Annotated in this window: 14 protein-coding genes; 12 read left to right on the top strand and 2 right to left on the bottom strand. The window is 56.8% G+C overall.

Going from position 1 to position 13,108, the window contains the following annotated elements; genetic code table 11:
* Positions 1-84: 84 nt before the first annotated feature.
* From DVA44_RS22370 to DVA44_RS22355, 4 genes are all read left to right on the top strand, one after another.
* Entirely contained in the window at positions 85-453 is a 369-nt protein-coding gene (locus DVA44_RS22370; protein ID WP_103177843.1) for a diacylglycerol kinase, read from the top strand.
* Between the two features lie 109 nt (positions 454-562).
* Positions 563-1,171 carry a transcriptional repressor LexA gene (gene lexA, locus DVA44_RS22365; RefSeq protein ID WP_103825393.1) on the top strand — a complete coding sequence of 203 codons (609 nt, stop codon included), beginning with the start codon at positions 563-565 and terminating at the stop codon, positions 1,169-1,171.
* Between the two features lie 63 nt (positions 1,172-1,234).
* Positions 1,235-2,554, top strand: coding sequence for an MATE family efflux transporter DinF (gene dinF / locus DVA44_RS22360; protein ID WP_114388192.1), 1,320 nt, complete (start codon positions 1,235-1,237; stop codon positions 2,552-2,554).
* 141 nt (positions 2,555-2,695) lie between these two features.
* Positions 2,696-2,905, top strand: a complete 210-nt coding sequence (locus DVA44_RS22355) for a CsbD family protein (protein ID WP_103177846.1) — start codon at positions 2,696-2,698, stop codon at positions 2,903-2,905.
* A 68-nt stretch (positions 2,906-2,973) separates the two neighbouring features.
* Here DVA44_RS22355 and zur read toward each other — a convergent pair whose 3' ends face one another.
* On the bottom strand, positions 2,974-3,489 hold the full coding sequence (zur, locus tag DVA44_RS22350) for a zinc uptake transcriptional repressor Zur (protein ID WP_039031935.1): 516 nt from the start codon (positions 3,487-3,489) through the stop codon (positions 2,974-2,976).
* Positions 3,490-3,601: 112 nt separating this feature from the next.
* Here zur and DVA44_RS22345 point away from each other — a divergent pair, with 112 nt between their 5' ends.
* The 4 genes from DVA44_RS22345 to pspG all read left to right on the top strand — a co-directional run bounded on the left by DVA44_RS22345 (position 3,602) and on the right by pspG (position 7,025).
* On the top strand, positions 3,602-4,090 hold the full coding sequence (locus tag DVA44_RS22345; RefSeq protein ID WP_114388191.1) for a cupin domain-containing protein: 489 nt from the start codon (positions 3,602-3,604) through the stop codon (positions 4,088-4,090).
* A 164-nt stretch (positions 4,091-4,254) separates the two neighbouring features.
* Positions 4,255-5,565, top strand: coding sequence for a conjugal transfer protein TraF (locus DVA44_RS22340; protein WP_114388189.1), 1,311 nt, complete (start codon positions 4,255-4,257; stop codon positions 5,563-5,565).
* A gap of 80 nt (positions 5,566-5,645) precedes the next feature.
* Positions 5,646-6,641 carry a tRNA dihydrouridine(20/20a) synthase DusA gene (gene dusA / locus DVA44_RS22335; RefSeq protein ID WP_114388188.1) on the top strand — a complete coding sequence of 332 codons (996 nt, stop codon included), beginning with the start codon at positions 5,646-5,648 and terminating at the stop codon, positions 6,639-6,641.
* Between the two features lie 141 nt (positions 6,642-6,782).
* The gene (pspG, locus tag DVA44_RS22330) at positions 6,783-7,025 is read left to right on the top strand and encodes an envelope stress response protein PspG (RefSeq protein ID WP_039031939.1); all 243 of its coding nucleotides are present in this window, start codon (positions 6,783-6,785) and stop codon (positions 7,023-7,025) included.
* 187 nt (positions 7,026-7,212) lie between these two features.
* Here pspG and DVA44_RS22325 read toward each other — a convergent pair whose 3' ends face one another.
* Positions 7,213-8,196, bottom strand: a complete 984-nt coding sequence (locus DVA44_RS22325) for a quinone oxidoreductase (protein ID WP_114388186.1) — start codon at positions 8,194-8,196, stop codon at positions 7,213-7,215.
* A gap of 71 nt (positions 8,197-8,267) precedes the next feature.
* On the opposite strand from DVA44_RS22325, the gene dnaB reads away from it, so the two are divergent.
* The 4 genes from dnaB (at position 8,268) to DVA44_RS22305 (ending at position 13,107) form a co-directional block, all read left to right on the top strand.
* A complete protein-coding gene (dnaB, locus tag DVA44_RS22320; RefSeq protein WP_103177851.1) occupies positions 8,268-9,680 on the top strand; it encodes a replicative DNA helicase in 1,413 nt (470 codons plus the stop codon).
* Between the two features lie 31 nt (positions 9,681-9,711).
* A complete protein-coding gene (gene alr / locus DVA44_RS22315) occupies positions 9,712-10,791 on the top strand; it encodes an alanine racemase (RefSeq protein WP_114388184.1) in 1,080 nt (359 codons plus the stop codon).
* A 533-nt stretch (positions 10,792-11,324) separates the two neighbouring features.
* On the top strand, positions 11,325-12,518 hold the full coding sequence (gene tyrB / locus DVA44_RS22310; protein ID WP_114388183.1) for an aromatic amino acid transaminase: 1,194 nt from the start codon (positions 11,325-11,327) through the stop codon (positions 12,516-12,518).
* 172 nt (positions 12,519-12,690) lie between these two features.
* Positions 12,691-13,107 carry a secondary thiamine-phosphate synthase enzyme YjbQ gene (locus DVA44_RS22305; RefSeq protein WP_114388182.1) on the top strand — a complete coding sequence of 139 codons (417 nt, stop codon included), beginning with the start codon at positions 12,691-12,693 and terminating at the stop codon, positions 13,105-13,107.
* Position 13,108 lies beyond the last annotated feature (1 nt).

Here is a 13,108-nt window from a genome sequence, read left to right as displayed (position 1 = left end):
TTGTTACCCGTCATACTTCCGGCGGCAGCGCAGCGCGCTTAAGCCACCGTTTCTGACGCTATTTTCGAAGAAAGGTTTCTTTTAATGGCCAACAATACCACTGGGTTAACCCGAATCATTAAAGCTGCCGGCTATTCCTGGAAAGGCATTCGTGCTGCCTGGATCAATGAAGCCGCTTTTCGCCAGGAGGGGGTAGCAGTCATCGCGGCGATTATTATTGCCTGCTGGCTGGATGTTGATCCCATCACCCGTGTACTCCTGATTGGATCGGTAATGTTGGTGATGATAGTCGAAATTCTGAACAGTGCGATCGAGGCGGTGGTCGACCGCATTGGCAGCGACTTCCATGAGCTTTCGGGCCGGGCGAAAGATATGGGCTCTGCCGCTGTGCTGATGGCGATTATCGTTGCCCTGTTTACCTGGGTCACGCTGCTTTGGGGACATTTGCGATAAGCCTTCAGAAACCGAACAAGTCTCTGGTTTTTTATGCGGTTTGTGGTTCCAAAATCGCCTTTAGCTGTATATACTCACAGCATAACTGTATATACACCCAGGGGGCGGAATGAAAGCGTTAACGACCAGGCAGCAAGAGGTGTTTGATCTCATTCGGGATCATATCGGCCAGACGGGTATGCCGCCGACGCGTGCAGAAATCGCGCAGCGTCTGGGCTTCCGTTCTCCAAACGCCGCTGAAGAGCACCTGAAAGCCCTGGCGCGTAAGGGTGTGCTTGAGATTGTCTCCGGCGCGTCTCGTGGTATTCGTCTGCTGGTTGAAGCAGAAGAGGGCCTTCCACTTGTCGGTCGTGTCGCCGCCGGGGAACCGCTGCTGGCGCAACAGCATATTGAAGGCCACTATCAGGTCGATCCGGGCATGTTCAAACCGAGCGCGGACTTCTTGCTGCGCGTCAGCGGGATGTCCATGAAGGATATCGGCATTCTCGACGGCGATCTGCTGGCGGTACATAAAACGCAGGATGTGCGCAACGGCCAGGTCGTTGTGGCGCGCATAGATGACGAAGTGACCGTTAAACGCCTGAAGAAACAGGGCAACACGGTACAGCTGCTGCCGGAAAACAGCGAGTTTTCCCCGATTGTTGTCGATCTGCGTGAACATAACTTTTCCATCGAAGGGCTGGCGGTAGGCGTCATCCGCAACGGTGAATGGTTATAACCTCTTTCTGACAGACTGCGGCAACGCCGCAGTCTGCTTTTCTTTTTTCTCCCGGTCATACACATGTCTCTGCTGACTGCTTCAGACAAGGCGTTGTGGCGTCTTGCCCTCCCGATGATCGTCTCCAATATCAGCGTCCCGCTGCTGGGGCTGGTGGATACCGCCGTTATCGGCCATCTCGACTCTCCGGTCTATCTGGGCGGTGTCGCCATCGGCGCCACGGCAACCAGCTTCCTGTTTATGCTGCTGCTCTTTTTACGCATGAGCACCACCGGTCTCACCGCTCAGGCCTATGGCGCGAAAGATCCGCTGCGTCTGGCCCGGGCACTGGTGCAACCGCTGATCCTCGCGCTCGGCGCCGGGTTACTGATTGTGCTGCTGCGCACACCGCTTATCGATCTGGCGCTGCATATCGTGGGCGGCAGTGAGGATGTGCTGCATCAGGCGCGGCGCTTCCTTGAGATCCGCTGGCTTAGCGCCCCGGCATCGCTGGCTAACCTGGTGCTGCTCGGCTGGCTGCTGGGGGTGCAGTATGCCCGGGCACCGGTGATCCTGCTGGTGGTGGGTAACTTGCTCAATATCGTGCTGGATCTATGGCTGGTGATCGGGCTGAAAATGAACGTGCAGGGGGCCGCTCTCGCGACCGCTGTCGCCGAATACGCCACCCTGTTGCTCGGCTTCTGGATGGTCTGGCGGGTGCTGGCTCTGCGCGGCATTTCCCTGGCGCTGCTGAAAGCGAGCTGGCGGGGCAATATCCGCAAGCTGCTGGCCCTGAACCGGGACATTATGCTGCGCTCGCTGCTGCTGCAACTCTGTTTCGGCGCGCTGACGGTGCTGGGCGCGCGTTTGGGGCCGGAGATTATCGCCGTTAACGCCGTGCTGATGACGCTACTCACCTTTACTGCCTACGCGCTGGATGGTTTTGCCTATGCGGTTGAGGCGCACTCCGGGCAGGCCTATGGCGCCCGGGAAAGCGGCCAGCTGCGTGAAGTATGGCGGGCAGCCTGCCGTCAGTCTGGCATGGTGGCGCTGGCCTTCGCGCTTGTCTATGCCCTGGCGGGCAACCCGATCGTGGCGCTGCTGACTTCGCTGCCAGAGCTGCGTACGCTGGCGAGCCATTATCTTGTCTGGCAGGTGATTTTGCCGGTGGTGGGGGTCTGGTGCTATTTGCTCGACGGCATGTTTATCGGCGCAACCCGTGGCGCAGAGATGCGCAACAGTATGGCCGTCGCGGCCGCCGGGTTTGGTCTGACGCTGTTCACCTTGCCCTGGCTGGGGAATCATGGCCTGTGGCTGGCCCTGAGCGTGTTCCTGGCCCTGCGGGGGCTCTCTCTGGGCTGGATCTGGCACCGGCACTGGCGCAACGGTACCTGGTTTCAATAACGGCTTCACCTTACTGAATGGTAAAAGATTCCGAATAACAAACCCAACGCCGCACGCTTATCTATAATTATTATCACGTCCAGCACGAAATGTATTTCAGGACGAACTTATCCTTAACGACCGAGCGAAGAGGAATCGATGATGAATAAAGACCAAGTCGGCGGTAACTGGAAACAGATCAAAGGTAAAGTAAAAGAACAGTGGGGCGACCTGACTGACGATGACATGACCGTTATCGAAGGTAAACGTGACCAGCTGGTGGGGAAAATTCAGGAACGCTATGGTTATGAGAAAGACCAGGCGGAGAAAGAAGTTGGTGACTGGGAAACCCGTAACAACTATCGCTGGTAATTCAGCTCTACCCGCAGGTACAGGGATGTGCACCCAGGGCGACCTTCAGGTCGCCCCTTTTTTTGTGCTCAGCGCGGCTTCTTTTTCAGCTGGATAGAGTGGTCATGCTGGCAATTTTCCTGATGGCGGCAGGCCTCGACTTCCACGCAGTTGCGGCACAGGCCGTGCGCTTCAATCACATTGTGACGCAGGGCAAATCCCATTTTCGCCGCCAGAGTATGCATGATGTCTTCTACCCCTTCCGCACCTTCTTCCTTCACGCTGCCGCAGCGATCGCAGATAAACATCGCTGAGGTGTGGGTAGGCTGATCAAACAGGTGGCACAGCACATAGCTGTTGGTCGATTCCACTTTATGCACAAAACCCTGCTCAAGCAGAAAATCGAGCGCCCGGTATACGGTAGGGGGCTTTGCCTGCGGTTCGCTTTCGCGCAGCAGATCGAGCAGGTCGTAAGCGCTGATGGCCCCATTTTGCAGGCTCAGCAGGCGCAACACTTCAAGGCGCTGCGGAGTCAGGCGCACATTGCGTTGCGCGCACAGCTTTTCGGCTTGCGCTAACAGTGCCTGCATTGTGGTCGTTTCCATTTTGCACCTCGAATGACGTGGAATAACAAACCGCCAGTTTACCATGTTCTGGCCTAAACGCCGAGATCCAGCAGGTGTGCTACCCTGACGAAAAACCACGGGGGACTAAAAGATGAAAAGACCGGACTGTATTCGACACTGGCGTGAGGTAGAAGGGGCCGATAACTCAACCTATCCCGACAGCACAGAGCGTTTCTCCATTGGCGCGCCCCTGGCTCGAGCGCTTGGCTTAGGCCGCCTCGGTATTCACCATGAACGCCTGCCGCCTGGGCGTCGTACCTCTTATCCACATGCCGAAAGCGATGAAGAGGAATTTATCTATGTGCTGGAGGGCTATCCTGAAGCCTGGATCAACGGGTATTTATGGAAGCTGGAGCCGGGAGACAGCGTAGGATTTCCGGCCGGGACGGGTGTCTGCCACACCTTTATTAATAACACCACTGAAGAAGTGCGGTTATTAGTGGTGGGCGAAGCCAATAAAAAATATAACCGAATTTATTATCCGCTAAATGCAGTATATGCCGCCACCCGCGAAGATCGCTGGATCGATCACCCGCCACAATTTTTTGGTCCGCATGATGGAAAACCCGGGCGAAAATAAATTCTTGTTCTATACCTATTTAAAGACATAAGTAAATCAATAGCTTATCTAATACTAAAGTTTAAGACATATTTAGCTTCTAATACTTTTTTCACAGAGGACGTATTTCCCTGCGCGGCGTATAGCCGCCGGGGTTAATTTACCCAAAATAAGTCAGGTGTCCTGTGAAAATAAAACTCAAACTTTCTGTGGCTGGAATTGCCACCGGTATTCTTTTGTCTCATCAGGCTGGAGCCGCAAATACCTGGACGGAAGCACGCGGCGATGCAATGGGCGGAACAGGCGTTGCATCGGCCCATTATGGCAGCGGGGTGTTAATTAACCCGGCGCTGTTGGCTAAATCAAAAGAAGAGGATGATGTCGCCATCATTTTCCCCTCCGTGGGAGCGCAAATTAGCGATAAAGACAATTTGCAGGATAAGATCGATGAAATCAGCGATGAGATCACCGACGATCGGCAGATGATCGACGATCTGACCGTGGCGCAGATCGCCGCCGATCCGCAAGGCACGCTCAGTGAGCTGCAGAGAGCCGCCGGCAACCTTGCCGATCAGCTGGAATTTCTTGATGGCAAAACGGCGCATGCCAACGCCGGCGGTGGGATAGCCGTGAGCATCCCGGGTTCCGGCTTGTCGCTGGCGTTTGTCGCCAAAGCTAATGCTCATGCCCGCATCAGCTCAGAAATCGATCCTCAGGACATCGATTTTTTACGCCGATTGCAGGGTAGCCCGGGAATGACCAACCAGATGGCGCTGAGCGCGGCGCGCAACGGCAGTGACGTGATTACCCGCAATCTTAACTCTGTTGCCATGGGCAGAGGGGCTATCGTCTCCGACTATGGCTTGGCGATTGCCCGTCAGTTTACGGTAAGCGGCCTGCCGGTTTCGGTGGGCGTCACGCCGAAATTACAGCAAACCTGGCTCTATAACTACACCACCTCCATTTATACCTACGACAGCGGCGACTTTAACAGCAGCCGCTACCGTAACGACGATACCAGTTTTAACGTTGATGTCGGCGTCGCGGTGGACTTTGGTGAGAACTGGACGGTGGGCTTGAGCGGGCAGAACCTCTTATCACGTGATATTGATACCAACGACATCCGCATTCTCAACGGGCGTACCGGGCAAGTAGTGAGCTATCAGGACACATACCAGATCCGCCCGCTGGTCACGGCGGGTGTCGCCTGGCATACCGGCCTGCTTACCCTCAGCGCCGATGGCGATCTGACCGAAAGCCGCGGCTTTAAGAGCGAAGAAGACGCGCAGTATGTCGGCGTGGGGGCAGAAGTGACTCCTCTGAGCTGGCTGGCGGTGCGCGCAGGCTTTCGCGGTGATGTGAGGGGCAACGACAGCAACGTCTTCACGGGCGGGTTAGGCTTTGCGCCGTTTAATACCGTGCATATCGATTTGACCGGTATTTACGGGGAAGATGAAACCTGGGGAGCCGGGGCCCAGTTGAGCCTGACCTTCTGAAGGCATCCGGAGGCGCTCGGCCTCCGGCGAATATGTGCTATAGTAGCGCCCCATTTTCACCAGATGCTTAAAACTTCGCCATGTCGTCAGAAAACTCGTCCCGCTATCCTGCCCACCGTTTTTCCATCGCGCCGATGCTCGACTGGACAGACAGACATTGCCGCTACTTCCTGCGTCTGCTGTCGCGCCACACCCTGCTCTATACGGAGATGGTGACCACCGGGGCGATCATTCACGGCAAGGGTGACTATCTCGCCTACAGCGAAGAGGAGCATCCGGTGGCGTTACAGCTGGGCGGCAGCGATCCGGCGGCGCTGGCGCACTGCGCGAAGCTGGCTGAGGCGCGTGGCTACGACGAGATTAACCTCAACGTCGGCTGTCCTTCCGATCGCGTGCAGAATGGCATGTTCGGCGCCTGCCTGATGGGTAATGCGCAGCTGGTGGCCGACTGCGTGAAAGCGATGCGCGACGTAGTCTCCATTCCGGTGACGGTAAAAACCCGTATCGGCATCGACGATCAGGACAGCTACGAATTTCTCTGTGATTTTATCGGCACGGTGGCTGGCAAGGGGGAGTGCGAGATGTTTATCATCCATGCCCGCAAAGCCTGGCTCTCTGGCCTGAGCCCGAAAGAGAACCGCGAGATCCCGCCGCTGGATTACCCACGTGTTTACCAGTTGAAGCGCGATTTCCCGCAGCTGACCATGTCCATTAACGGCGGCATCAAGTCCCTTGAAGAGGCGAAAGCACATCTGCAGCATATGGACGGCGTCATGGTGGGCCGTGAGGCGTACCAGAACCCGGGCGTGCTGGCGGCAGTAGATCGCGAAATCTTTGGTGTGGACGTTGCCGATCGTGACCCGGTGGCGGTGGTGCGGGCGATGTACCCTTACATTGAGCGCGAGCTGAGCAACGGCACCTATCTGGGCCATATCACCCGTCATATGCTGGGGCTGTTCCAGGGAATTCCGGGGGCGCGCCAGTGGCGTCGTTACCTGAGCGAAAACGCCCATAAAGCGGGTGCCGATATCGAGGTGCTGGAGCAGGCGCTGCGTCTGGTGGCAGACAAACGATAATTTTCACCAAAACTTCGTCAAATTCACCACGCCCGGCACCGCATTGCCGGGCGTTTTGTTTCAATATCAATAGGTTATTTTTGGCACGGATCTTGTAAATATCACATCAGCGTATCGTTGTGATGCATTTGGGAGAGAGCCATGCTGGAACTACTTTTTGTGATTGGATTTTTTGTCATGCTGTTGGCAACCGGCGTCTCGTTGCTGGGGATCATCGCCGCACTGGTGGTTGCGACAGTCGTGATGTTTATCGGGGGACTGTTTGCCCTGATGTTGAAACTGTTGCCGTGGTTGCTGTTAGCCGTGGCGGTGGTGTGGGCAATACGGGCGATTAAATCGCCAAAACTCCCACGCTATCAGCGCAATAACCGTTTTCGTTACTAAGGTATTGAGCGGTTCGTCACATCCTTGCAACTTTTACGGCATCATCACTTAGAACAGAATAGGATTTAGTTATCGAATCTGTCACTATGACCGCCGTTAAAGAATTCATCGCGCTGTACCCTACATACAGCCGAACTAAAAAAAGCAAAGAAAGAAAAGGGCTTCCCACGGGAAGCCCAATTTTTTATCAAGGGATAAGCAAACTCGACCCCTGCGTCGCCCGACTCTCCAGCACTTCATGTGCGCGTTGCGCATCACTCAGCGGATACTTCTGCGCCTCGGCCACATCCACCTTAATCACGCCGCTGGCAATCAACGAGAACAGTTCGTTGCTGGCCTCGACCAGTTCGTCATGGTTGGTGATATAGCCCTGCAGCGAAGGACGGGTGGCAAACAGCGACCCCTTCTGGTTAAGAATGCCGAGGTTAACGCCGGTCACCGGGCCGGAAGCATTGCCGAAGCTAACCATCAAGCCGCGACGTTGCAGGCAGTCCAGCGAGGCTTCCCAGGTATCTTTCCCCACCGAGTCATACACCACACGCACCTTCTTGCCGCCGGTGATCTCTTTCACCCGCTCAACAATGCTCTCTTCACGGTAGTTAATCACCTGCCAGGCGCCCGCCTGCAGCGCGCGCTGCGCCTTTTGCGCATTACCCACCGTGCCGATGAGTTTAGCCCCCAGCGCTTTTGCCCACTGGCAGGCGATCAGGCCCACACCGCCGGCGGCAGCGTGGAACAGAAACTGTTCGTCAGGTTTGATTTCGTAGGTTTTGCGCAACAGGTAGAAGACCGTCAGCCCCTTCAGGAAGGAGGCGGCTGCCTGCTCATAGGAGATGGCGCCGGGCAGAATCGCTGCTTTATCTGCCGGGACGTTGTGGACCGAGCTGTAGGCGCCGAGAGCCGATTGCGCATACACCACGCGATCGCCCTCTTTAATATGTTTTACCGTACTACCGACTTTCACCACCACGCCCGCCGCCTCGGTACCCAGACCGCTCGGCAGAGCAGGGGGCGGATAGAGCCCGCTGCGGATGTAGGTGTCGATGTAGTTAATACCAATGGCTTTGTTTTCGACTTGGACTTCGTTCTCCCCAGGCGCGGTGGGAGTGAACTCTACCGCCCTAAGAACATCCGGGCCGCCGTGTTTATGAAATTCAATACGCGTTGCCATGCTCCCTCCATTAGAATTAGAAAATATGGTAATCTTTCGACCCACTCTCTATCTCGGTAACTCCATTCACTATGGCAGGAAACAAACCCTTCAACAAACAGACTGAACCCCGGGAACGCGATCCCCAGTTAGCCGGATTAAAGGTTCCGCCTCACTCGATCGAAGCGGAACAGTCGGTGTTGGGCGGTTTAATGCTGGATAACGAACGCTGGGACGACGTCGCCGAGCGCGTGGTCACTGACGATTTCTACACCCGCCCGCACCGCCATATCTTTACCGAAATGGCGCGGTTGCAGGAGTCCGGCAGCCCCATCGACCTGATCACGCTCGCGGAATCGCTGGAGCGTCAGGGGCAGCTGGAGTCGGTAGGCGGCTTCGCTTATCTGGCTGAACTGTCAAAAAACACCCCAAGCGCGGCGAACATCAGCGCCTATGCGGACATCGTGCGTGAACGTGCGGTGGTACGCGACATGATTTCCGTTGCCAACGAAATCGCCGAAGCTGGTTTCGATCCGCAGGGGCGTAACAGTGATGAACTACTCGACCTGGCCGAATCCCGGGTATTTAAAATCGCCGAAAGCCGGGCCAATAAAGACGAAGGGCCGAAGAACATCGCCGACGTGCTGGACGCCACCGTCTCGCGTATTGAGCAGCTGTTCCAGCAGCCGCACGACGGGGTTACAGGCGTTAACACGGGCTATGACGATCTGAATAAAAAGACCGCCGGTTTGCAGCCATCGGATCTGATTATCGTCGCCGCGCGCCCGTCGATGGGTAAGACGACATTTGCGATGAACCTCGTCGAAAATGCGGCGATGTTGCAGGATAAACCGGTTTTAATCTTCAGTCTGGAGATGCCTTCCGAGCAAATTATGATGCGTTCTCTGGCCTCGCTGTCCCGCGTGGACCAGACCCGTATTCGTACCGGGCAGCTGGACGATGAGGACTGGGCGCGGATCTCCGGCACCATGGGCATTCTGCTGGAAAAACGTAATATCTATATTGATGATTCCTCCGGCCTGACGCCAACGGAAGTGCGCTCCCGCGCGCGCCGTATCGCCCGCGAGCACGGCGGCATTGGCCTGATTATGATCGACTACCTCCAGCTGATGCGCGTCCCGTCGCTCTCTGATAACCGAACGCTTGAGATCGCCGAAATCTCCCGCTCGCTGAAAGCGCTGGCGAAAGAGTTGCAGGTGCCAGTGGTTGCGCTGTCGCAGCTTAACCGCTCCCTGGAGCAGCGTGCCGACAAACGTCCGGTTAACTCCGACCTGCGTGAATCCGGCTCTATCGAGCAGGATGCCGACTTAATTATGTTCATCTATCGTGACGAGGTTTATCACGAGAACAGCGACCTGAAAGGGATCGCGGAAATTATTATCGGTAAGCAGCGTAACGGCCCCATCGGTACGGTGCGGCTTACCTTTAACGGCCAGTGGTCGCGTTTCGACAACTACGCTGGCCCGCAATACGATGACGAATAACTCTCCGACCTTCTTTTAACAAGGATTTGCAATGCAAGCGGCAACAGTAGTCATTAACCGCCGCGCTCTGCGACACAACCTGCAACGCCTGCGTGAACTGGCGCCCGCCAGCAAGCTCGTTGCAGTCGTGAAAGCGAACGCTTACGGACACGGTCTCATTGAGACCGCGCGAACGCTCCCTGATGCCGACGCCTTTGGCGTCGCCCGTCTCGAAGAAGCCCTGCGCCTGCGCGAAGGGGGGATCACCCAGCCGATTCTGCTGCTCGAAGGCTTCTTTAACGCCGCCGATCTCCCGACTATCGCCACGCAACGGCTGCATACCGCCGTACACAATCTGGAGCAGCTCGAAGCACTGGAAAATACGGTGCTCAGCGAGCCCGTCACCGTGTGGATGAAGCTCGACACTGGCATGCACCGTCTGGGCGTGCGCCCGGAGCAGGCGGAGGCGTTTTACCAGCGCTTAAGCCAGTGCAGGAATGTCCGTCAGCCGGTCAATATCGTCAGCCATTTTGCCCGCGCCGATGAGCCTGACTGTGGTGCCACTGAGCAGCAGCTCGATATCTTCAATACCTTCTGCGAAGGTAAGCCGGGGATGCGCTCGATTGCGGCATCCGGCGGCATTTTGCTCTGGCCGCAGTCTCATTTCGACTGGGCACGTCCAGGCATAATCCTGTACGGCGTCTCGCCGCTGGAGGGTAAGCCCTGGGGACCGGACCTCGGTTTTCAGCCGGTAATGTCACTCACCTCCAGCCTAATTGCGGTGCGCGAGCACAAAGCCGGGGAGCCGGTTGGCTACGGCGGGACCTGGATCAGCGAACGCGACACCCGTTTAGGCGTGGTGGCGATGGGCTACGGCGACGGCTATCCGCGCGCGGCGCCATCCGGGACGCCAGTGCTGGTGAATGGCCGGGAAGTGACCATTGTTGGCCGCGTGGCGATGGATATGATCTGCGTTGACCTTGGGCCAGAGGCCGAGGAGAAAGCGGGTGATCCGGTGACGCTGTGGGGCGAAGGTTTGCCCGTGGAGCGAATCGCGGAAATCACAAAAGTAAGTGCTTACGAACTTATCACGCGGCTGACGTCGCGCCTGGCGATGCGGTATCTTGATTGAACGCGACTTTCCTTGTAGGGATGAGAGATCGCCAGTAATTATCTTGTGCTTAAGCGATGAATATTAATAAGTGAATAAAGAACTTACAGCGGCTCCCTGGTCCGGCTGAAAATCGCCGAAGCGTTTCCGGAAGGCCGGGGCGAGGCGCAGGGACGCGCCGAGAGGGCATAGCCTGCAGGGATGCAGGCTGGTGCCCGACCCGAAAGCCTGGAGGAATAAGCTGAGGGGACCGCGAAGCGGCGATTTTCTTGCCGGGAGCCCGGGTCGCCAGGGTGGTGGCGATTGAGCCACCCTGGCACGTTCACCGGTTCAGATGTATCAGAGAAGCAAGAAACGTAAGGTGAACGGAACCACCACCTGAGTCGCATGTTCCCCCTCATCCTCAGGTTGAAGAAACCGACTACGCCCGTTTTTTATGAAGTGCCACGCAACGTGTCGCCCACACCCCATCTTCATTAACATCCTCTCGATCTTCTGCCACTTCCGGTTTATTGTTGAATTCCCTGCCTCATTATTATCCGGAGAACCATCGCGTGTTCCAGAAAGTCGACGCCTATGCTGGCGACCCCATCCTCTCCTTAATGGAGCGTTTCAAAGACGATCCGCGTGGCGATAAAGTTAACCTCAGTATCGGTCTTTACTACAACGAAGCGGGCATCATCCCGCAGCTGCAGGCCGTTGCCAAAGCCGAAGCGCGTTTGAACGCCACGCCGCACGGTGCGTCGCTCTATCTGCCGATGGAAGGGCTTAACAGCTACCGTCACACCATCGCCCCGCTGCTGTTTGGCGCAGACCATCCGGTGCTGACGGAGAAGCGTGTCGCAACCATCCAGACGCTGGGCGGCTCCGGCGCGCTGAAGGTCGGCGCCGACTTCCTGCACAAATATTTCCCGGAATCGGGTGTCTGGGTGAGCGACCCGACCTGGGAAAACCACGTCGCCATCTTCGAAGGCGCGGGCTTCACGGTGAATACCTATCCGTGGTTCGACGACCAGACCAACGGCGTACGCGTTGGCGCCTTGCTGGAAAAACTGAGTACCCTGCCGGAACGCAGCATCGTGCTGCTGCACCCATGCTGCCATAACCCGACCGGTGCCGATCTGACGAATGCGCAGTGGGATGCGGTTATCGGGGTGCTGAAGGCCCGCAATCTGATCCCGTTCCTCGACATCGCCTACCAGGGCTTTGGCGCCGGGATGGAAGAGGATGCTTACGCCATCCGCGCTATCGCCAGCGCAGGCCTGCCGGCGCTGGTCAGCAACTCCTTCTCCAAAATCTTCTCGCTGTATGGCGAGCGTGTCGGCGGCCTGTCGGTGGTCTGTGAAGATCAGGACGCCGCCGGGCGCGTGCTGGGTCAGCTGAAGGCGACCGTGCGTCGTATCTACTCCAGCCCACCAAACTTCGGTGCGCAGGTGGTGGCAACTGTGCTGGGTGATGACGAACTCAAAGCCGAGTGGCTGGCAGAAGTGGAAGCGATGCGCACCCGCATTCTCGCCATGCGCCAGACGTTGGTGGATGTGCTGAAGGATGCCGTTCCGGGGCACAACTTCGACTACCTGCTACAGCAGCGCGGCATGTTCAGCTATACCGGCTTCAGCGCGCAGCAGGTAGACCGCCTGCGCGACGAGTTCGGCGTCTATCTGATTGCCAGCGGACGCATGTGCGTTGCAGGCCTGAACAGTGGCAACGTTCAGCGCGTGGCGAAGGCCTTCGCTGCTGTAATGTAAGCACTTACTCACGGCCTCCTTCTTTTGGCGAAGGGGGCCGTAAAGAGATCATCCCTCACTGGTCCCTGGCGCAGACAGGAACACTTTTTAAGCAGATTTACCCGCTGCGGGTTTTACCTTTCGACGTATTGCTGCACACTTAGAGGGATCAACCTGTAAAACGGAGCAGCACATGTGGTATCAGCAAACCCTGACCCTGCGCGCCAGGTCTCGCGGTTTTCACCTGGTGACGGACGAGATCATCGGTCAGATTCGCGATCTTCCCCGCATTAACGTGGGTTTACTTCATCTGTTGCTGCAACATACGTCAGCCTCTCTCACTCTTAACGAGAACTGCGATCCCACCGTCCGTTCCGATATGGAGCAGCATTTTCTCAAATCCATTCCCGACAGTGCCCGCTGGGAACATGATGACGAGGGGCCAGACGACATGCCTTCCCATATTAAATCCTCCACGCTAGGCGTCTCTTTACTGCTGCCGGTCAATCATGGCCGTCTGCAGCTGGGCACCTGGCAGGGGATCTGGCTGGGAGAACATCGTATCCACGGCGGTTCGCGCAAAATCATCGCCACGCTACAAGGGGAATAAA

This window comes from Leclercia sp. W17, assembly GCF_003336325.1.
Taxonomy (GTDB): Bacteria; Pseudomonadota; Gammaproteobacteria; order Enterobacterales; family Enterobacteriaceae; genus Enterobacter.
The sequence above is the reverse complement of the archived record's forward strand: the minus strand, read 5'-3'. Positions and strand labels throughout refer to the sequence as shown.

Coding starts and splice junctions, on each gene's coding strand:
- DVA44_RS22305 (WP_114388182.1), top strand. CDS start 12,691: ATGTGGTATCAGCAAACCCTGACCCTGCGCGCCAGGTCTCGCGGTTTT.
- DVA44_RS22345 (WP_114388191.1), top strand. CDS start 3,602: ATGAAAAGACCGGACTGTATTCGACACTGGCGTGAGGTAGAAGGGGCC.
- DVA44_RS22370 (WP_103177843.1), top strand. CDS start 85: ATGGCCAACAATACCACTGGGTTAACCCGAATCATTAAAGCTGCCGGC.
- DVA44_RS22325 (WP_114388186.1), bottom strand. CDS start 8,196: ATGGCAACGCGTATTGAATTTCATAAACACGGCGGCCCGGATGTTCTT.
- zur (WP_039031935.1), bottom strand. CDS start 3,489: ATGGAAACGACCACAATGCAGGCACTGTTAGCGCAAGCCGAAAAGCTG.
- dusA (WP_114388188.1), top strand. CDS start 5,646: ATGTCGTCAGAAAACTCGTCCCGCTATCCTGCCCACCGTTTTTCCATC.
- DVA44_RS22355 (WP_103177846.1), top strand. CDS start 2,696: ATGAATAAAGACCAAGTCGGCGGTAACTGGAAACAGATCAAAGGTAAA.
- lexA (WP_103825393.1), top strand. CDS start 563: ATGAAAGCGTTAACGACCAGGCAGCAAGAGGTGTTTGATCTCATTCGG.
- alr (WP_114388184.1), top strand. CDS start 9,712: ATGCAAGCGGCAACAGTAGTCATTAACCGCCGCGCTCTGCGACACAAC.
- dinF (WP_114388192.1), top strand. CDS start 1,235: ATGTCTCTGCTGACTGCTTCAGACAAGGCGTTGTGGCGTCTTGCCCTC.
- pspG (WP_039031939.1), top strand. CDS start 6,783: ATGCTGGAACTACTTTTTGTGATTGGATTTTTTGTCATGCTGTTGGCA.
- dnaB (WP_103177851.1), top strand. CDS start 8,268: ATGGCAGGAAACAAACCCTTCAACAAACAGACTGAACCCCGGGAACGC.